The organism is Pseudomonas tohonis, assembly GCF_012767755.2.
Taxonomy (GTDB): domain Bacteria; phylum Pseudomonadota; class Gammaproteobacteria; order Pseudomonadales; family Pseudomonadaceae; genus Metapseudomonas; species Metapseudomonas tohonis.
On record NZ_AP023189.1, the window covers coordinates 2,964,102 to 2,982,018 of the forward strand.

Consider the following 17,917-nt stretch of genomic DNA (forward strand, 5'->3'; position numbering starts at 1 on the left):
TCTTTGTGAGCTGTTGAGGGCTTGATGCGAAGCCTCAAGCACGGTGTTTTTCGGGACATTCATCACTCCCTGTCGCGCCCACCGTATGGGTTTCGCTTCGCTCTACGCCATCCTACGAAGCCGCCAGCCGCGGTAGTGATGCGCATATCAATGTGAAGTATTGAGCACCGCGTTGGAGCAGTCGCCAAACGCCCCTTTCAGGAGGCCGAGCGCAATCGTCGTTTCAGGGGTTGAGCGACATGGATGTCGCGAGAGCCTCGATGGGCCAGGGATGGCCCTTCGCGGCGTGCCCCTGAAACGAGGATGGAGCGAGGGAAGTCTGGCGAAGCCAGACCCGTATGCAGGGGCAAGTTTTTTGGTTCCTTTTCACCGGGCTGGCGTTCCAGCGATTGGAAAAGGGACTCGCCCGGCAAGGCGAAACAGAAACCATCAGCAAAACTCGGCAATCGGCTTGGCCAAAAATCTTCTAGCAACACTTAGCGCAGACAGAGCCAATTCATCGCGAAACAGGACTCATGGGCGTTCGCAAAACAGGCACCGCCGGTGGAGGTGAAAAGCGACCTCCACCCTACGCAGCGGTCACGCCTCGGGCGGGGTTGCCTGTAGGGGCGACTTCAGTCGCCAAGCGGCGCACAGCGCCGCCAACGCTTCATCCGTCCACCGTCCGAAGCCCCCTACCAGAACCCCGCCTGGCGGCGTTCGGTGACGTAGTCCAGGGGCAGGGCGAAGCCCTTGAGGAAGAAGGCGGCGAGGCGGGTGTCGATCACCGTTTCGTTGATCGAGGCCAGTTGGGCGGGGAGGGTGCGGGTCTCGTCGTTGCAGGCGTAGAACTCTTCGTGCACCACGCCCCGGTTGCCCACATCGGCGATGATCCGGTAACTGCTGGTGCGCGTCCCCGGGTTGCTCGCGGCGAGGCGCAGCTGGGGTTGCAGCGGGTCGCTGCTGTCCATCTCCACGGTCACTTCGATGCCGCCACGGCGGGCGTGGCGCGCCGCTTCCTCGAACAGCGGCAAGGCCTGGTCGACCAGGGCCGCCTCGACGTCGCGGAGAAAGTGGCGGGCGTCCTCGGGGAGTGGGGAGTTGCTCGGTTCCGGGGCGGCTGGATTCATGGCGGTGCTCCGTCGGGTCATGGCCTGAGGGCCTGCCACTCTTCGAGCAGCGTGGGCCCCAGTTCGAATAGAGCCTCGCGGTCGGCATAGGTTTCACGCGTGATGCCCACCACCGTCAGCTGGCGGTCGCCGTCCCGCAGGCGGATGGTCAGGGTGCCGTCCGCTTCGATCACGCAGCGGCCATGGTGGATCGGCTGCAGGCGCTGGTTGAAGCGGGCTTCGATTTCCCGGGCACTGGGCGGATTGCTGGGCACGGCAGCCACCTCGTATCGCTGAGTGAATGAAGGCTTCCCTGCGCTGTGACGTTGCTTCCCAACCTTAAACCCCCAGGTCCGGGCGTAAATGCTGGCCAACGGCCCAGCGACCGGTACGGCCGGGAATCGCCCCTGTTTACATCGGCTTGCGCGGGTGAAAAAAAGCCTGGCGGTTAATTGGCGGCGGCGCCGGTGATTGCGCACGCCTATCGGCCGCTCTTGGCCTGCCATTGAGCCGCTCAATCGTGGCCGCGCGCCCCGGGGCTGCGAGGCGCAAATAGATAGAACCTCTGCGCAGCGGTGCCCTCAGACCTAGTAGGCGCCGGATTGGCGTCTGCTCCACGACAACGTCAGATCAATGACCAGAGAGGACTTGTGCAATGGCTCAACACCGAGGTGGCAAAGGCAACTTCGCAGAAGACCCGCAACGCGCATCCGAAGCCGGCAAGAAGGGCGGACATGTAAGTGGCGGCAATTTCAGGAACGATCCGGCGCGCGCCTCCGCGGCCGGCCGCAAGGGAGGACAGCGCAGCCACAGCAATAGCAACAGCAGCAGTGACTGACGCCAAACGGGGGGCGGCGGCATGCGGCCGCCGCTCCCCACCCTGCTGCACCACGCCGTGATTCACCGGGCACGCGCAACGCGTTGCCGGATTGGGCGCCTGAATGGGCGCCGCATGCCGCCAGGAGACAACCCCCATGCCCACCGAGAAGAACACCGGCAGCCAGCTCGCCGGTACCGACACCCCCGACCGTGAGAACAGCAACCGCAAGCTCGAGCAGCTTGACGAGTTCCGCGAGGACGCCACCGACGAGGCGCTGACCACCAACACCGGCACGCGCATCGCCGACAACCAGAACAGCCTGAAGGCCGGCGAACGCGGGCCCTCGCTGCTGGAAGATTTCATCCTGCGCGAGAAGATCACCCACTTCGACCACGAACGCATTCCCGAGCGCATCGTCCATGCGCGCGGCGCGGCGGCCCACGGCTACTTCCAGGTCTACGAGCCGCTGGCCGAGCTGACCAAGGCCGATTTCCTCAACGAGCCGGGGAAGAAGACCCCGGTGTTCGTGCGCTTCTCCACCGTGCAGGGCCCGCGTGGCTCCGCCGATACGGTGCGCGACGTGCGCGGCTTCGCGGTGAAGTTCTACACCGATGAGGGCAATTTCGATCTGGTGGGCAACAACATGCCGGTGTTCTTCATCCAGGACGCCATCAAGTTCCCCGACTTCGTCCATGCGGTGAAGCCCGAGCCGCACAACGAGATCCCCACCGGCGCCTCCGCCCACGACACCTTCTGGGACTTCGTCTCCCTGGTGCCCGAGTCCGCGCACATGGTGCTCTGGACCATGTCCGACCGCGCCATCCCGGTGGCCTATCGCGGCATGCAGGGCTTCGGCGTGCACACCTTCCGCCTGGTCAACGCCGAAGGGCGCAGCGTCTTCGTCAAGTTCCACTGGCGGCCGCTGTCGGGCGTCTATTCGCTGGTCTGGGACGAGGCGCAGAAGCTCGCCGGCAAGGACCCGGATTTCCAGCGTCGCACGCTCTGGGAAGACATCGAGAAGGGCGACTACCCGGAATGGGAGCTGGGCCTGCAGGTGATCCCCGAGGAGGACGAGCACAAGTTCGACTTCGACCTGCTCGACCCCACCAAGCTGGTGCCCGAGGAGCTGGTGCCGGTGCGCAAGGTGGGGCGCATGGTGCTCAACCGCAACCCGGACAACTTCTTCGCCGAGACCGAGCAGGCGGCCTTCCACCCCGGCCACCTGGTGCCCGGCATCGACTTCAGCAACGACCCGCTGCTGCAGGGGCGGCTGTTCTCCTACACCGACACGCAGCTCTCACGCCTCGGCGGGCCGAACTTCAACGAGCTGCCCATCAACCGCCCGCTGTGCCCGTTCCACAACAACCAGCGCGACGCCCAGCACCGGCAGACGGTGAACAAGGGGCGAGCCGCCTACGAGCCCAACTCCATCGATGGCGGCTGGCCGAAGGAGACGCCGCCGGCGCCGCGCCATGGGGGGTTCAGCAGCTACCCCGAGCCGCTGTCGGGCACCAAGCTGCGCAAGCGCGCCGACTCCTTCGCCGATCACTTCTCCCAGGCCCGGCTGTTCTACAACAGCCTAAGCGAGACGGAGAAAGGCCATGTGGTCGCCGCCTACAGCTTCGAGCTCGGCAAGGTCGAGCGGGTGCACATCCGCGAGCGCCAGGTGCACGAGATCCTCGCCAACATCGACCTCGACCTGGCCCGGCAGGTGGCGGAGAACCTCGGCCTGACGCCGCCCCAGGCGCCCACGGTGCAGGTGCCGGAAGGCACGTTGAAGGCCTCGCCCGCGTTGAGCCAGATGAACCTGCTGCCGGGCAACATCAAGTCGCGCAAGGTGGCGATCCTGATCGCCAACGGCGTGCAGGGCAGTGACGTCGAGTTCCTCCAGGGCGAGCTGGCCAAGGCCGGTGCCAGTGCCAAGCTGCTGGCGCCCAGCTCGGCGCCGGTGAACACCGCCGAGGGCAGGCAACTGGTTCCCGACGCCACCATCGCCGGGCTGCCTTCCATCGCCTTCGACGCGGTGTTCGTGCCCGCCGGCGACAGCGCGGCGAAGACCCTGGGCAAGGACGGCGATGCGCTGCACTACGTGCTGGAAGCGTACAAGCACCTCAAGGCCATCGCCCTGTGCGGCGCGGCGGGCGACCTGGCCAGCCAGCTCTACCTGGAGGCCGACGAGGGGCTGATCAGCGGCGCGACCGCCAAGGACGTGGTCAAGCCGCTCTTCGACGCCATCGCCCGGCACCGGGTCTGGGCACGCGAGCCCAAGGCCAAGGCGGTGCCGGCCTAGCGCCGGCCATCACGGGGCGGCGCGAGTCGCCTCGTGTTCCACCTGGACGTGCACGCGCTGGCGCACGTGTGCAGCCAGGCGGGCTTCATCCAGTACCGCAGCGGCGAAGCGGCGCAGGGCGCTCACGGCGTCCGGCTCGTTGCTGTGCGCGGGCTTGAGGAAGTCGTCCAGGCCGAAGAGGTCGTCGCCACCGATGCCGGGTGCGTCCACCAGGGTCCAGTCGATGTCGCTGTCCACCAGGCGTCGCTGCAACTGCTCGCCGGGCTCGGCGGGGTGGCCCGATTCCTCGTCCAGCCAGTGGAAGTCGGCGATCACCAGCAGGCGCCTGACGCCGGCTACGGCCAGGCCGTCGAGCAGGGCGGTGATGGCGCTGAATTCCACATCGAAACCGGGGCCATTGCGGCGTGCGGCGAGCAGGGGCTGGCTGCACAGGTTGCACAGCACCAGGTCCATCCCCGCCACCGCGTGGCTGACGCCGAGGGCGTCGAACGGATCGCCGGGCTTGGCGCGGATGCCGGGCCGCGAGGGGATGGCGTTGAGGTCGTCGAGCAGCGCCATCATTTCCCACTGACGGCTCAGGGCCTCGACCATCAGTGCGCTACCCAGGCTGCCGAGCGCGCCGAACAGGGCGACCTTGCAGGCGGGTGTTTCGAGGTTCTTCATCAGGATTCCTCGGTGGGTTGCGGGGCGTTGCATCTAGACCCCGGCCACCGCTGCATTGGTTCAGCCAATCGCCCCGAGCGCCGTGCCCCGTGGCCTGGCTTCAAAAAAGAGCAAACCTTTCGAGGGTCCGCCCCGTCGAAAAAGATGAGTCCGGTTTCATACGGCACCCTGCCGGTGGAGGTGACATGACTCTCTTCTGTCTGATCGGTGGTTGTTCCTGGTCGCCCAGCACCTCGGTGCACATCGGCAAGGAAGACTTGCTGTGCCAGGTCTGCGCACGTTGCGGTGCCTGCCGCTACTCGCCCGCCAACGCCGTGCTGGAGCGCGGTGGGTCGTGACCTGGTGGGACCAGGTGCTGGCGACGCTGGCCAACGAGTTCTCCGACCTCGACGACCCGACCCAGGCGACCCGCGTGACCCTGCGCGTGTTGCTGGCCGCGCTGCTGGGCGGCCTGCTCGGGTTCGAGCGCGAGCAGCATGGCAAGGCCGCCGGCATCCGCACCCACATGCTGGTGGCGCTGGGCGCCGCGCTCTTCGTCCTGGCGCCGCAGATGGCGGGGGCCGAATCCGATGCCCTCAGCCGGGTGATCCAGGGCATCGTCGCCGGCATCGGCTTCCTCTGTGCCGGCACCATCCTCAAGCGCGACAGCCTGGCCGAGGTGAAGGGCCTGACCACCGCCGCCGGCCTCTGGCTGACCACGGCCATCGGCGTCACGGTGGGCCTCGGGCGTGAAGCCACGGCGGTGCTGGCGACCCTGGTGGCGCTGGTGATCCTCAACCTGGTTCCGCACCTGGTGTCGCGTCTGGAACGTCGCTACAGGCGATAGGCGAAACTCTTTTCCATCCTCGCGACTCAGAACCTTGTGTGGCAGCCAGCAACAAGGAGTTTTTCGCCATGTTCAGAGACTTCAAGCACTGCACCGCGTGGACCGATGCCATGAAGGAAGGGCAGAGCTACGTCGGCCTGATCGAGTACCAGCCCAAGCGCGAGGGCGCCGGGGTGCGGGTGCTCTGGGTGGTGGCACCGGGCTGCGTGTGCGAGAACGAGGCGGAGACCGCCGCCGATAACATGCTGCGGCAGATCCGCGACATCACCGTGGAAGGCAGCGTGATCTACAGCGACGGCGTGGCGCTCTGACCGCGCCCGCGAGGTGACCCATGGCACGTGCGATCTGGAAGGGCGCCATCAGTTTCGGCCTGGTGCATATCCCCGTGGGGCTGGTTTCGGCCACGTCGTCCCAGGGGGTGGACTTCGATTGGCTGGACAAGCGCAACATGGACCCGGTGGGCTACAAGCGGATCAACAAGCGCACCGGCAAGGAAGTGACCAAGGACGACATCGTCAAGGGCGTGGAGCTGGAGAAGGGCCGCTACGTGGTGCTCAGCGAGGAGGAGATCCGCGCCGCCCACCCGGAAGCGACCCAGACCATCGATATCTTCGCCTTCGTCGACAGCGCCGCCATTCCCCTGCAGAACATCGACACCCCCTATTACCTGGCGCCGGTTAAGCGTGGCGAGAAGGTCTACGCCTTGCTGCGCGAGGCGCTCGCGGGCACCGGCAAGGTGGCCCTGGCCAACGTGGTGCTGCACACCCGCCAGCACCTGGCGGCGCTGATGCCGCTGGAGTCGGCCCTGGTGCTGGTGATGCTGCGCTGGCCCGCCGAGGTGCGCGGCCTGGAGAGCTTGGAGCTGGGCACTGCGGTGACCGAGGCGAAGCTGGCCAAGGCCGAACTGGACATGGCCAAGCGGCTGATCAAGGACATGAGCGCGGACTGGCAGCCGGAGGAGTACGTGGACACCTTCACCGACCGCATCATGGAACTGGTGGAGCGCAAGGCCAGCCAGGGCCGCATCGAGGCGGTGGAAGCGGCGGCCGGCGAGGAGGAGCGGCGCAGTGCCGACGTCATCGACCTCACCGACCTGCTCAAGCGCAGCCTGGGCGGCAAGCCAGGCGGCAGGCCCGCCGCCAAGCCCGAGGCCAAGGCGGCCAAGGGCGCTGCCAAGCCGGCGCGCAAGACCCGAGACAAGCCCACGCGGACCAAGGCCAAGGCCGGTTGAGTCCGCATCCACGCCGAGGTGTCCGCCATGGCCCGCCGTTCCAGCGACTACAACCGCAAGCGCAATTTCGACATCACCTCCGAACCTCGCGAAGAGGCTCGGCCCCGTGGGCGCAACAAGGCCGGCGCCCTCGGCTTCGTGATCCAGAAGCATGACGCCCGCCACCTGCACTACGACTTCCGCCTCGAGCTGGACGGCACCCTGAAGAGCTGGGCGGTGCCCAAGGGCCCGAGCCTCGACCCCAAGGACAAGCGCCTGGCCGTGCATGTCGAGGACCACCCGCTGGGCTATGCCGATTTCGAGGGCAGCATTCCCGCCGGGCAGTACGGCGCGGGGGATGTGATCGTCTGGGATCGCGGCATCTGGCAGCCCCATGGCGACCCCAGGGCCGCATACGAGGCCGGTCGGCTGACGTTCACCCTGGTGGGCGAGAAGCTCAGCGGCGACTGGAGCCTGGTGCGCACCCGCCTGCGCGGCAGCGGCGACAAGGAGCAGTGGCTGCTGATCAAGCAGGACGACGAGGTGGCGCGCCCGGCGGAGGAGTACGACATCGTTTCCGCCGAGCCGGCCAGCGTGCTCAGCGGCGCCGATGTCGGCAGCGACGCACCGGTCGCCCGGCCGGGTGCCACCCGGCGCGCCGCGAAGGCTGGCGGCAAGGCACGCAAGGCTGCGGCGAGCGAGGAGCGCATGCCCGACAGCCTGGCGCCGCAACTGGCGACGCTGGTGGATGCGCCGCCGGCGGGTGACTGGCACTACGAGATCAAGTTCGACGGCTATCGCATCCTCGCCCGCATCCGCGACGGCGAGGTGCGGCTGTTCACCCGCAACGGCAACGACTGGACCGCGCGCCTGCCCCTGCAGGCCCGCGACCTGGCGGCGCTGGAGCTGGGCGACAGCTGGCTGGATGGCGAGGTGGTGGTGCTCGACGAGGACGGCCTGCCGAGCTTCCAGGGCCTGCAGAACGCCTTCGATATCGGCCGCAGCCACAGCATTCTCTATTACCTGTTCGATGCCCCCTTCCTCGATGGCCGTGACCAGCGCCAGCTGCCGCTGGAGGAGCGCCGTGCCGCCCTGGAGAAGGTGCTCAAGGGCCAGCGGCGCAGCCTGCTGCGCTTCTCCGAAGCCTTTTCCGCCAGCCACGAATCGATCCTGGAGAGTGCCTGTTCCATGTCCCTGGAAGGGGTGATCGGCAAGCGCGCGGGAAGCCCCTATCGCTCGGCCCGCAGCCCGGACTGGATCAAGCTCAAGTGCCGCCGGCGCCAGGAGTTCGTGATCGTCGGCTACACCGCACCCAAGGGCAGCCGCAGCGGTTTCGGCGCCTTGCTGCTGGCCGTCCATGACGAGCCGGGTGGTGACGAGCTGCGCTATGCCGGGCGCGTCGGCACCGGCTTCGACGAGGCGCGGCTGGCCGACATCCACGGCCGCCTGCAGGCCATCGCCCGGGATGACAGCCCGCTGACCAGGGCCCTGCCGGCGGCCCAGCGCCGTGGCGTGCACTGGGTGGAGCCGCAACTGGTGGCCGAGGTGGAGTTCGCCGAGTGGACGGGCGATGCCATCGTGCGCCAGGCCGCGTTCGTCGCCTTGCGCAGCGACAAGCCGGCGGAGCAGATCGTCCGCGAGCAGCCACGCAGCGTGGCCAAGCCGAAAAAGGCGCCCGAGCCCGCCACCGAGAAGGGCGGCGAGGGAGGGCGCCAGACGCTGGCCAAGGTCTCCATCAGCCACCCGCAGCGGGTCATCGATGACCAGAGCGGCACCCAGAAGCTGGAGCTGGCGCGGTACTACGCGGATGTCGCCGAGTGGGTGCTGCCGCACCTGAAGGGGCGCCCGGTGTCGCTGCTGCGGGCGCCGGAGGGCGTCGGTGGCGAGCTGTTCTTCCAGAAGCACGCCGAGCGCCTGGCGATCCCCAATATCCGCCACCTCGACCCGGAGCTGGACCCGGGGCACGCGCGGCTGATGGAGATCGACACGCTGGAGGCCCTGGTGGGCGCGGTGCAGATGGGCGCCATCGAGCTGCACACCTGGGGGGCCACCAGCGACCGCATCGAACGGCCGGACCGCCTGGTGCTGGACCTGGACCCGGACCCGAAGCTGCCCTGGAAGACCATGCAGGAGGCCACGCGGCTGACCCTTTCCGTGCTCGACGAACTGGGCCTCCAGGCCTGGCTGAAGACCAGTGGCGGCAAGGGCATGCACCTGATCGTCCCGTTGGCGCGGCATGCCGGCTGGGACGAGGTGAAGGGATTCGGCAAGGCCATCGCCTCCTTCCTCGCGCGCCAGTTGCCGGAGCGCTTCGTCGACAAGATGGGGCCGAAGAACCGTGTCGGGCGCATCTTCGTCGACTACCTGCGCAACCAGCGTGGTGCCAGCACCGTCTGCGCCTATTCGGTTCGGGCGCGGCCGGGCCTGCCGGTGTCGGTGCCCATCGAGCGCGATGAACTGGAACGCCTCAAGGGGTCGGCGCAATGGACCCTGGCCACGCTGCGCCAACGCCTCGACGGCCTCGAGCGCGATCCCTGGCACGACTACCTCGCCCGTCAACGCATCACCCGCGCCATGTGGGACCGCCTGGAAGCCGAGCCCGAAGACTGACGCCGCTGGGTGGATTTTCCTGAACCGCCTGGCGCGGGGCCAGTCCTGTTGAATAACAGGCCACCGACTCGGGAGAGGACCATGAGCGACGAACAGACCCTTCCACCCCAGCACCAGGACCGGCAGCCGGGCCAGGAGACGGAAATGCGGCCGCAGCCGCTGACCATCGGCGAGTACTACCAGGCCGCCGGCAAGCTGGAGGGCATGACCGCGATCGTCACCGGCGCCGACAGCGGCATCGGTCGCGCCGTGGCGGTGCACTACGCCCGTGAAGGGGCCAATGTCGCGGTGCTCTACCTGGACGAGGTGGAGGATGCCGAGCAGACCCGCCTGGAAGTACAGGCGGCAGGGCGCGAGGCCCTGCTGTTCGCCGGGGACGTGGCCGACGGCGGGTTCTGTCGCGCGGTCCTTGAGGCGGTGATCGCCAAGTGGGGCAGGGTGGATGTGCTGGTCAACAACGCCGGCGAGCAGCACCCGCAGGAGCGCCTGGAGGACATCAGCGAGGAACAGTGGGAGAAGACCTTCCGCACCAATATCTTCGGCATGTTCCAGCTGACCAAGGCGACGCTGCCGCACCTGCGCCCGGGCGCCAGCATCATCAACACCACCTCGGTGACGGCCTACAAGGGCAACCCGACGCTGCTGGACTATTCCGCCACCAAGGGGGCGATCACCTCCTTCACCCGCTCCCTGGCGCTGAACCTGGCCAAGCGCGCCATCCGCGTGAATGCCGTGGCTCCGGGGCCGATCTGGACGCCGCTCATCCCCTCCACCTTCGATGCCGAGAGGGTCGGCCATTTCGGTGCCGAAACCCCGCTGGGCCATCCCGGCCAGCCGGCGGATGTGGCACCGGCCTACGTCTACCTGGCGAGCGCGGACTCGGCCTACGTCAGCGGCCAGGTGCTGCACGTGAATGGCGGCATCGTGGTGAACGGGTAGGGCACTGCCGTAGGTTGGCGCCGAGCGCAGCGACGTCCGCAGTTGCAGGCCCCCTCTGTATGGGAGCGGCTTCAGCCGCGAAAGACCTGTCGCAGGCACCGGGCCGCGAGCCGGCCGGATGCTCCATCGCGAATGAATTCGCTCCCACAAATTGGCACCGCGTGTAGGTTGGCGCCGCGAGGCCCAACGTGGTGATGTCCGCAGTTTGCAGGCCCTCTCCGTGGGAGCGGCTTCAGCCGCGAAAAGCCTGACGCAGGCACTGGGCCGCGAGCTGGCCGGACACTCCATCGCGAATGAATTCGCTCCCACAAGATGCACCACGCCCGGCGATACCGAGCGAGGTAAATCGCAGGCAAGAAAAAGCCCCGCTCATGCGGGGCTTTGGGTCGACGTGCCGGGCGTCAGGCGGTGAGGGCGCGCTGGGCGCGGTCGATCACCTGCTGGAGCTGGCTGGAGTTGCTGTACTGCTCCGGGTAGATGCGCTGGCTGTGGCAAGCGACACCGTACTCGCTGACGATGGTGAAGCTGAAGCCGCCCTTGCGGGAAGGCGCGGTGATCTGGCACTGGAGCGGTGCGAAGGCGCGGGTGAGTGCGCTGATGGCTTGTTCTGCCTGGTGATGGATAGTCATGTTGTTAGGTCCTGCAAAATGCGGCAATCGGGCCGCGAAATAAAACTCCGAATCCGTCGCCCACCATGGGCACACAGGATGATCCTTATCGGAGCGAATGAGCTGGTGGAAAGTTCCGCCTGTCAGCGGAGCGAGCCAGCCAAGTACTTTGGATGCCAGGTTGTAATCGTGGGCAAGGTTCTGGCCCGGTGATTGTCCTGATCAGACTTCTGGATGGAAGGCCAGGACGGATGCGTTGCCAGTGGGTGGCGGGGGCATCGGTCAGGTAACCATCGAGGAGACCGGTATCGCGTTGCGCCTGGGTGGCGCTGCCTGCGAGTGGCCGGATTGACTTACAGCTAGGTACTAGGTGCGCGATCATACGGCATGCTCCGATGATTGGATAGGGCCACCGGGGCCCGTATGTATCCGAATCTTTCTGTTTTCTAACGCTTGTTCATGACAATCCGTCGATTCTGCTTCCCCCATCCCGTACCGCCCATCGGACCTGTCCGATTCGCGGGCAAAAAAAAGCAGCTCGGGGGGCGAGCTGCATATTGGCCAAAGGGGGGGATGGCCATGGGAGGAGCATGCAATCTGGGTGACTCAGCCCTTGCTGGGCGGCACGTCGCGGATGGCGTTGGACATCCGTTGATCCTGTTTCAACAGCGCCCGCCGGACCTTGGCCAACTGCTCGGGCGGCAGGCCGCTCTGGCCGAACATCTCCAGGGCGAACTGGCGGACCTGCGCATCGGTGTAGGGCGTCTCCTCGCTGTACTGCGGCGAGGTGCAGCCAGCCAGGGCGAGGGCGGCGAGCAGGGCTGCGAGTGTGATCGACGTGTGCATCCGGCCCTCCTGTTCGGCTGTCTGCGTGGCGATGGGCGCAGATTAGCCAAGCGGCGGCGGAGGCAGAAATCATCAGGCTTGATAGTGATTATCGGGGTGGCGCATCGCGCGCCGGGGGGAGGGTGCCGCCGGTTGGCGGCACCCGGCGGGATCAGCGGTTGACGTCCACCACCACGCGGCCGCGCACCCGGCCTTCGAGCAGCTCGCCGGCGGTGAGCACCGCCTCGCCCAGGCCGATCTCGCGGGTGATCGCGTCCAGCAGTGCGAGGTCCAGGTCACGGGCCAGGCGATCCCAGGCCTCGATGCGGTCGGCCTTCGGACGCATCACGCTGTCGATGCCGGCCAGGGTCACGCCACGCAGGATGAAGGGCGCGACGCTGGCGGGAAAATCCATGCCCTGGGCCAGGCCGCAGGCCGCGACCGCGCCGCCGTAGCGGATGCCGGCGCAGACGTTGGCCAGGGTGTGGCTGCCGACCGAGTCGATGGCACCGGCCCAGCGCTCCTTGCCCAGCGGGCGGCCGGGTTCGGCGAGGCTGGCGCGGTCGATGATCTCGCTGGCGCCTAGGCGCTTGAGGTAGTCCGCTTCCTGCGGTCGGCCGGTGGAGGCCGCCACCTGGTAGCCGAGGCGGGCGAGCAGGGCGATGGCGAAGCTGCCGACGCCGCCGTTGGCGCCGGTCACCAGCACCTGGCCCTTGTCCGGGGTCACGCCGTTGCGCTCCAGGGCCAGCACCGAGAGCATCGCGGTGTAGCCGGCGGTGCCGATGGCCATCGCCTGGCGCGGGGTGAAGCCGGCCGGCAGCGGGATCAGCCAGTCGGCCTTGAGGCGCGCCTTCTGAGCCAGGCCGCCCCAGTGCGTCTCGCCCACGCCCCAGCCGTTGAGCAGCACCTTGTCACCGGCCTTGAAGGCGGGGCTGTCGCTGGCCTCCACCGTGCCGGCCAGGTCGATGCCGGCGACCATGGGGAAGCTGCGCACCACCGGGCCCTTGCCGGTGATGGCCAGGCCGTCCTTGTAGTTCAGGGTGCTGTAGTCGACCTTCACGGTGACCTCGCCCGCGGGCAGTTGCGCCTCGTCCAGCTCGGCCAGCGTGGCGCGGTAGTCGGTGTCGTCCTTGTCGATCAGGATGCCTTTGAACATCGGGTGTCTCCTCATGCGGAACCTAGGGAAAGGGACGGGCTAGCGCGGCAGCCCGGCGAGAAATCCTTGGATGAAGCAGTCCAGCGGTGCGTTGCCCTGCACCAGCCGGGCGCGCAGCACGGCGCCTTCCCAGCCGATCCAGAAGAACGCGGCCCAGCGCTCGCAATCCGTGTCCGGAGCCAGCTCGCCTTCGGCCTTGGCGGCCTCCAGGCACAGGGCCAGGCGCTGCTGCCAGCTGAGCAGGATGGCCTCCAGGGATTCGCGGAAGGCCTCCGGCAGCTGGGTCACCTCCTGGCCCAGGTTGCCCACCAGGCAGCCCCGGCGGTAATCGAAGCGCTGCATGCCGGCCTTGGCGTCCTCGACGAAGGCGGCGATGCGGGCCAGCGGCGGGCGCGACGCGTCCAGCAGGCAGCGGTCGAGCTTGCGCGCGAAGTAGCCGGCGTAGTTCTCCAGCACCGCGTGGCCGAAGTCTTCCTTGCTCTGGAAGTAGTGGTAGAACGAGCCCTTGGGCACGCCGACGCGGCTCAGCACCGTATCGATGCCGGTGCTGAGGAAACCCTGCTCGGTGAGGATCTCGGTGCCGCAACGCACCAGGGCGTCGCGGGTGTCGGGGTTGTCGCGGTTGACCTTGGGCGGTCGGCCGCGACGGGGCGGGGGTATGGAATCGGTCATGGCGGGGGATATTAGACCGAGTGTCTAGAAAATCAATGGCGGGTGCGCCGCATCGCTCGCACCCGCCTCGCGCGCCCTTATCCGGCAGCGACGAGCTGGCGGATCGCCTGCTCGAAATACTCCGCCGGCTGGCCACCGCTGATCAGGTGGCGGCCATTGAGGATCACCGACGGCACCGAGCGGATGCCGTGGCTCGTGTAGAAGTGTTCCTCCTCGCGCACCTCCTCGGCGAAGCGGCCGGACTCCAGCACCTCACGCGCCGCCTCGGCGTCCAGCCCGGCGGCTGCGGCCACCTCCACCAGCACTGCGCGGTCGCTGGGGTTGCGCCCCTCGCTGAAATAGGCGGCCAGCAGGCCCTGCTTGAGCGCCAGCTGGCGGCCCTCCAGCCTGGCCCAGTGCAGCAGGCGGTGGGCGTCGAAGGTGTTGTAGATGCGCCCGCGCGCCTGCATGTCGAAGCGGAAGCCCACCTCGGCGCCGCGCTGGCGGATGTGCTCGCGGTTGGCCGCCACCTGCTCCGGCGTGCTGCCGTACTTCTGCTGGATGTGCTCGACGATGTCCTGGCCTTCCGGCGGCATGTCCGGGTTCAGCTCGAAGGGCTTGAAGGCGAGCGTGACCTTCACCTCGTCGCCGAGGTTGGCGATGGCTTGCTGCAGCGCGCCCAGCCCGACCGCGCACCAGGGGCAGACCACGTCGGATACGAAGTCGATGCTGATGGCCTTGCTCATGGGAAATGCTCCGTGATGGGGGAAGGCGCCCAGTCTATGCCTCGAAAGCGTGCACCGCGACGTATCGCACGACTGTCATCGGCCGGCGGTAAAAAAACAGCGGCCTGACGACGCTTCCAGGCTTGCGTCGGCGGCATCTTCAACCATGCTTGGTAATCCGCCCCGGCTGCTTCGCCGCTCGCGTCCCCGAGCGGCCGTGCCGTTCCCGTTCCGAACCCATCCCGACCATTACGAGGTGTAGACAATGGCCCGCGCGACCCCCATCAACCGCTACCGCAACATCGGCATCGTGGCCCACGTGGATGCGGGCAAGACCACCACCACCGAGCGGATCCTGTTCTACACCGGGGTCAACCACAAGATGGGCGAAGTGCACGACGGCGCCGCCACCATGGACTGGATGGTGCAGGAGCAGGAGCGCGGCATCACCATCACCTCGGCCGCCACCACCGCCTTCTGGTCCGGTTCGGCCAAGCAGTTCGACAAGTACCGCTTCAACATCATCGACACCCCCGGGCACGTCGACTTCACCATCGAGGTGGAGCGCTCCCTGCGCGTACTCGACGGCGCGGTGGTGGTGTTCAGCGGCGCCGACGGCGTCGAGCCGCAGTCCGAGACCGTGTGGCGCCAGGCCAACAAGTACGGCGTGCCGCGCATCGCCTACGTCAACAAGATGGACCGCGCCGGCGCCAACTTCCTCTGGGTGGTCGGGCAGATCAAGCAGCGCCTCGGCCACACCCCGGTGCCCATCCAGCTGCCCATCGGCGCCGAGGAGAACTTCGAAGGCCAGATCGACCTGCTGAAGATGAAGGCCATCTACTGGAACGATGCCGACCAGGGCACCAGCTTCCGCGAGGAGGAGATCCCCGCCAACCTGCTCGCCGAAGCCCAGGAATGGCGCGAGAAGCTGGTGGAGGCCGCCGCCGAGTCCAGCGAAGAGCTGATGAACAAGTACCTCGAGGGCGAGGAACTCTCCATCGAGGAGATCAAGGCCGGCCTGCGCCAGCGCACCATCGCCTGCGAGATCGTGCCCGCCGTGCTCGGCTCCTCGTTCAAGAATAAGGGCGTGCCCCTGGTGCTCGACGCGGTGATCGAGCTGCTGCCGGCACCCATCGAGATCCCCGCGATCAAGGGCACCCACCCGGACGACGAAAACCGCCACGACGAGCGCCATGCCGACGACGACGAACCCTTCTCGGCGCTGGCCTTCAAGATCGCCACCGACCCCTTCGTCGGCACCCTGACCTTCACCCGCGTGTACTCCGGCGTGCTCAGCTCCGGCGACTCGGTGCTCAACTCGGTCAAGGGCAAGAAGGAGCGCGTCGGCCGCATGGTGCAGATGCACGCCAACACCCGCGAGGAGATCAAGGAAGTGCGCGCCGGCGACATCGCCGCGCTGATCGGCATGAAGGACGTCACCACCGGCGACACCCTGTGCGACCTCGACAAGCCGATCATCCTCGAACGCATGGACTTCCCCGAGCCGGTGATCTCGGTGGCGGTGGAGCCCAAGACCAAGGCCGACCAGGAGAAGATGGGCATCGCCCTCGGCAAGCTGGCCCAGGAAGACCCGTCCTTCCGCGTGCGCTCGGACGAGGAATCCGGCCAGACCATCATCTCCGGCATGGGCGAGCTGCACCTGGACATCCTCATCGACCGCATGAAGCGCGAGTTCAACGTCGAGGCCAACATCGGCAAGCCCCAGGTCGCCTACCGCGAGAAGATCCGCAACCGCTGCGAGATCGAAGGCAAGTTCGTCCGCCAGTCCGGCGGCCGCGGCCAGTTCGGCCACTGCTGGATCCGCTTCGAACCGGGCGAGGAGGGCAAGGACACCCTGGAGTTCGTCAACGAAGTGGTGGGCGGCGTCATCCCGCGCGAATACATCCCGGCGATCCAGAAGGGCATCGAGGAGCAGATGAAGAACGGCGTGCTCGCCGGCTACCCGCTGCTCGGCCTCAAGGCCACGGTGTTCGACGGCTCCTACCACGACGTCGACTCCAACGAGATGGCGTTCAAGATCGCCGCCTCCATGGCCACCAAGCAACTGGCGCAGAAGGGCGGCGCGGTGCTGCTGGAGCCGATCATGAAGGTCGAGGTGGTCACCCCCGAGGACTACATGGGCGACGTCATGGGCGACCTCAATCGCCGGCGCGGCCTGATCCAGGGCATGGACGAAGCGCCGGCCGGGCGCATCATCCGCGCCGAGGTGCCGCTGGGCGAGATGTTCGGCTACGCCACCGACGTGCGCTCCATGTCCCAGGGCCGCGCCAGCTACTCCATGGAGTTCTCCCGCTACGCCGAAGCCCCGGCCAACATCGCCGACGCCATCGTCAAGAAACAGGGCTAGCCCCGCGCAGAGCCCTCTCCCACGGAGAGGGCTCTGCGTAGCCCGGGTTCAGCCCGGGAATTCCCCGCGACAATCCCCTAATTTTCCCTCGCGCCCCGACGTCATCTGTTGCACAGACCTCCCATTTCGCGAGCCTCCCATGCCCCAGCAGACCCCCCTGTCGAACCTCCCGCTGCCCGGTGGGCAGAGCCTCGGCGCCGATGAAACCGACACCCGCCTGCACCTCACCCTCGACGGCCGGGCGCTGGTCGACCTGGTGCTGCAACGCGGTGCGGAGCCGCGCCTGCAGGGGCTCGGCACCCAGCCGGATGTGCACGCCCTGCACGCCGCCTGCTACTGGTTGCTGGCCCGCGACCCGGCCTGCCAGCGCCTGCACTGGCAACTGCCCCAGGTGCCCACCGAGGCCCTGGCCAGCGGCCTGCTGGTGGCCAGCGGGGCAGGGGAGTACCGCTGCGAGCGCGGCCAGTTCTGGCAGCTGCCGGCGCCCTGGATCGCCGCCGCCAGCCCCTACCCGGAGCGCATGGTCATCAGCGACGGCAAGCGCCACCCGCAGCGCCCGCCCAAGCCCAGCGGCGAGCTCTACCGCCGCTTCGATGCGCGCCTGGGCAGCTGGATCTCCCTGCGCGCGCTGGATATCGACAGCGACCTGGAGCGTTTCAACCGCTGGCAGAACTCGCCCCGCGTGCTGGCGTTCTGGCAGGAAGGCGGCAACCTCGACCAGCACCGCGCCTACCTGCAGAAGCTGCACGACGACCCCCACGCGCTGACCCTGATCGGCTGTTTCGACGACCAGCCCTTCGCCTACTTCGAAGCCTACTGGGCCAAGGAAGACCGCATCGCGCCGTTCTACGCGGTGGACGACTACGACCGCGGCATCCACATGCTGGTGGGCGAGGAGAGCCATCGTGGCCCGCACAAGGTGGCCAGCTGGCTGGCGGCGCTGACCCACTTCCTCTTCCTCGACGACCCGCGTACCCGCCGCGTGGTGGCCGAGCCCCGCGCCGACAACGCGCGGATGATCGGCCACATGCAGAACCTGGGTTACTACCGGGAGAAGGAGTTCGACTTCCCGCACAAGCGCGCCGCACTCATGGCCATCGGCCGCGAGCGCTTCTTCGACCATTGCGTGCTGGCCTGA

18 protein-coding genes are annotated in these 17,917 nt (G+C 67.6%); 10 read left to right on the forward strand and 8 right to left on the reverse strand.

Annotated elements, in window-relative coordinates; translation table 11 throughout:
- Positions 1-674: 674 nt before the first annotated feature.
- Both HSX14_RS13670 and HSX14_RS13675 read right to left on the reverse strand, forming a co-directional pair.
- On the reverse strand, positions 675-1,109 hold the full coding sequence (locus tag HSX14_RS13670; protein ID WP_173174135.1) for a hypothetical protein: 435 nt from the start codon (positions 1,107-1,109) through the stop codon (positions 675-677).
- Between the two features lie 17 nt (positions 1,110-1,126).
- The gene (locus HSX14_RS13675) at positions 1,127-1,363 is read right to left on the reverse strand and encodes a hypothetical protein (RefSeq protein WP_173174133.1); all 237 of its coding nucleotides are present in this window, start codon (positions 1,361-1,363) and stop codon (positions 1,127-1,129) included.
- Between the two features lie 380 nt (positions 1,364-1,743).
- Here HSX14_RS13675 and HSX14_RS13680 point away from each other — a divergent pair, with 380 nt between their 5' ends.
- Together HSX14_RS13680 and katE are read left to right on the forward strand one after the other, a co-directional pair.
- Positions 1,744-1,926, forward strand: coding sequence for a con-10 family general stress protein (locus HSX14_RS13680; RefSeq protein ID WP_173174131.1), 183 nt, complete (start codon positions 1,744-1,746; stop codon positions 1,924-1,926).
- A 136-nt stretch (positions 1,927-2,062) separates the two neighbouring features.
- Positions 2,063-4,198, forward strand: a complete 2,136-nt coding sequence (gene katE, locus HSX14_RS13685; RefSeq protein WP_173174129.1) for a catalase HPII — start codon at positions 2,063-2,065, stop codon at positions 4,196-4,198.
- A gap of 9 nt (positions 4,199-4,207) precedes the next feature.
- On the opposite strand, the gene HSX14_RS13690 is transcribed toward katE, so the two are convergent.
- Positions 4,208-4,861 (reverse strand): NAD(P)-dependent oxidoreductase, encoded by a 654-nt coding sequence (locus HSX14_RS13690; protein ID WP_173174127.1) that lies wholly within the window; start codon positions 4,859-4,861, stop codon positions 4,208-4,210.
- 185 nt (positions 4,862-5,046) lie between these two features.
- On the opposite strand from HSX14_RS13690, the gene HSX14_RS13695 reads away from it, so the two are divergent.
- The 6 genes from HSX14_RS13695 (at position 5,047) to HSX14_RS13720 (ending at position 10,446) form a co-directional block, all read left to right on the forward strand.
- Positions 5,047-5,199 (forward strand): PSPA7_2676 family Cys-rich small protein, encoded by a 153-nt coding sequence (locus HSX14_RS13695; protein WP_173174125.1) that lies wholly within the window; start codon positions 5,047-5,049, stop codon positions 5,197-5,199.
- Complete coding sequence (locus HSX14_RS13700; RefSeq protein ID WP_173174124.1) at positions 5,196-5,687, forward strand: MgtC/SapB family protein; 492 nt, start codon at positions 5,196-5,198, stop codon at positions 5,685-5,687. Before HSX14_RS13695 ends, HSX14_RS13700 begins: the two co-directional genes overlap by 4 nt.
- Positions 5,688-5,755: 68 nt before the next feature.
- The gene (locus HSX14_RS13705; protein WP_173174122.1) at positions 5,756-5,998 is read left to right on the forward strand and encodes a hypothetical protein; all 243 of its coding nucleotides are present in this window, start codon (positions 5,756-5,758) and stop codon (positions 5,996-5,998) included.
- Positions 5,999-6,018: 20 nt separating this feature from the next.
- On the forward strand, positions 6,019-6,918 hold the full coding sequence (ku, locus tag HSX14_RS13710; protein WP_173174120.1) for a non-homologous end joining protein Ku: 900 nt from the start codon (positions 6,019-6,021) through the stop codon (positions 6,916-6,918).
- A gap of 27 nt (positions 6,919-6,945) precedes the next feature.
- Entirely contained in the window at positions 6,946-9,507 is a 2,562-nt protein-coding gene (ligD, locus tag HSX14_RS13715) for a DNA ligase D (RefSeq protein WP_173174118.1), read from the forward strand.
- Positions 9,508-9,588: 81 nt separating this feature from the next.
- The gene (locus tag HSX14_RS13720; protein ID WP_173174116.1) at positions 9,589-10,446 is read left to right on the forward strand and encodes an SDR family oxidoreductase; all 858 of its coding nucleotides are present in this window, start codon (positions 9,589-9,591) and stop codon (positions 10,444-10,446) included.
- A gap of 401 nt (positions 10,447-10,847) precedes the next feature.
- Here the strand turns inward: HSX14_RS13720 and HSX14_RS13725 are convergent, their stop codons facing one another.
- The 5 genes from HSX14_RS13725 to HSX14_RS13745 form a co-directional block, all read right to left on the reverse strand.
- Complete coding sequence (locus tag HSX14_RS13725; protein ID WP_173174113.1) at positions 10,848-11,075, reverse strand: hypothetical protein; 228 nt, start codon at positions 11,073-11,075, stop codon at positions 10,848-10,850.
- 585 nt (positions 11,076-11,660) lie between these two features.
- Positions 11,661-11,900 (reverse strand): hypothetical protein, encoded by a 240-nt coding sequence (locus tag HSX14_RS13730; protein WP_173174111.1) that lies wholly within the window; start codon positions 11,898-11,900, stop codon positions 11,661-11,663.
- 151 nt (positions 11,901-12,051) lie between these two features.
- Positions 12,052-13,035 (reverse strand): acrylyl-CoA reductase (NADPH), encoded by a 984-nt coding sequence (acuI, locus tag HSX14_RS13735; RefSeq protein ID WP_173174109.1) that lies wholly within the window; start codon positions 13,033-13,035, stop codon positions 12,052-12,054.
- 39 nt (positions 13,036-13,074) lie between these two features.
- On the reverse strand, positions 13,075-13,707 hold the full coding sequence (gene acuR / locus HSX14_RS13740; RefSeq protein ID WP_173174107.1) for an acrylate utilization transcriptional regulator AcuR: 633 nt from the start codon (positions 13,705-13,707) through the stop codon (positions 13,075-13,077).
- A 77-nt stretch (positions 13,708-13,784) separates the two neighbouring features.
- Complete coding sequence (locus HSX14_RS13745) at positions 13,785-14,432, reverse strand: DsbA family oxidoreductase (protein ID WP_173174105.1); 648 nt, start codon at positions 14,430-14,432, stop codon at positions 13,785-13,787.
- 244 nt (positions 14,433-14,676) lie between these two features.
- On the opposite strand from HSX14_RS13745, the gene fusA reads away from it, so the two are divergent.
- Both fusA and HSX14_RS13755 read left to right on the forward strand, forming a co-directional pair.
- Entirely contained in the window at positions 14,677-16,779 is a 2,103-nt protein-coding gene (fusA, locus tag HSX14_RS13750) for an elongation factor G (protein WP_173174103.1), read from the forward strand.
- Positions 16,780-16,918: 139 nt separating this feature from the next.
- The gene (locus HSX14_RS13755; RefSeq protein WP_173174101.1) at positions 16,919-17,917 is read left to right on the forward strand and encodes a GNAT family N-acetyltransferase; all 999 of its coding nucleotides are present in this window, start codon (positions 16,919-16,921) and stop codon (positions 17,915-17,917) included.

Bases quoted from the DNA above. Each gene is read 5' to 3' on its own strand.
- HSX14_RS13670 (WP_173174135.1), bottom strand. From the start codon at position 1,109: ATGAATCCAGCCGCCCCGGAACCGAGCAACTCCCCACTCCCCGAGGAC.
- HSX14_RS13680 (WP_173174131.1), top strand. From the start codon at position 1,744: ATGGCTCAACACCGAGGTGGCAAAGGCAACTTCGCAGAAGACCCGCAA.
- katE (WP_173174129.1), top strand. From the start codon at position 2,063: ATGCCCACCGAGAAGAACACCGGCAGCCAGCTCGCCGGTACCGACACC.
- HSX14_RS13690 (WP_173174127.1), bottom strand. From the start codon at position 4,861: ATGAAGAACCTCGAAACACCCGCCTGCAAGGTCGCCCTGTTCGGCGCG.
- HSX14_RS13695 (WP_173174125.1), top strand. From the start codon at position 5,047: ATGACTCTCTTCTGTCTGATCGGTGGTTGTTCCTGGTCGCCCAGCACC.
- HSX14_RS13705 (WP_173174122.1), top strand. From the start codon at position 5,756: ATGTTCAGAGACTTCAAGCACTGCACCGCGTGGACCGATGCCATGAAG.
- ku (WP_173174120.1), top strand. From the start codon at position 6,019: ATGGCACGTGCGATCTGGAAGGGCGCCATCAGTTTCGGCCTGGTGCAT.
- ligD (WP_173174118.1), top strand. From the start codon at position 6,946: ATGGCCCGCCGTTCCAGCGACTACAACCGCAAGCGCAATTTCGACATC.
- HSX14_RS13720 (WP_173174116.1), top strand. From the start codon at position 9,589: ATGAGCGACGAACAGACCCTTCCACCCCAGCACCAGGACCGGCAGCCG.
- HSX14_RS13725 (WP_173174113.1), bottom strand. From the start codon at position 11,075: ATGACTATCCATCACCAGGCAGAACAAGCCATCAGCGCACTCACCCGC.
- HSX14_RS13730 (WP_173174111.1), bottom strand. From the start codon at position 11,900: ATGCACACGTCGATCACACTCGCAGCCCTGCTCGCCGCCCTCGCCCTG.
- acuI (WP_173174109.1), bottom strand. From the start codon at position 13,035: ATGTTCAAAGGCATCCTGATCGACAAGGACGACACCGACTACCGCGCC.
- acuR (WP_173174107.1), bottom strand. From the start codon at position 13,707: ATGACCGATTCCATACCCCCGCCCCGTCGCGGCCGACCGCCCAAGGTC.
- HSX14_RS13745 (WP_173174105.1), bottom strand. From the start codon at position 14,432: ATGAGCAAGGCCATCAGCATCGACTTCGTATCCGACGTGGTCTGCCCC.
- fusA (WP_173174103.1), top strand. From the start codon at position 14,677: ATGGCCCGCGCGACCCCCATCAACCGCTACCGCAACATCGGCATCGTG.
- HSX14_RS13755 (WP_173174101.1), top strand. From the start codon at position 16,919: ATGCCCCAGCAGACCCCCCTGTCGAACCTCCCGCTGCCCGGTGGGCAG.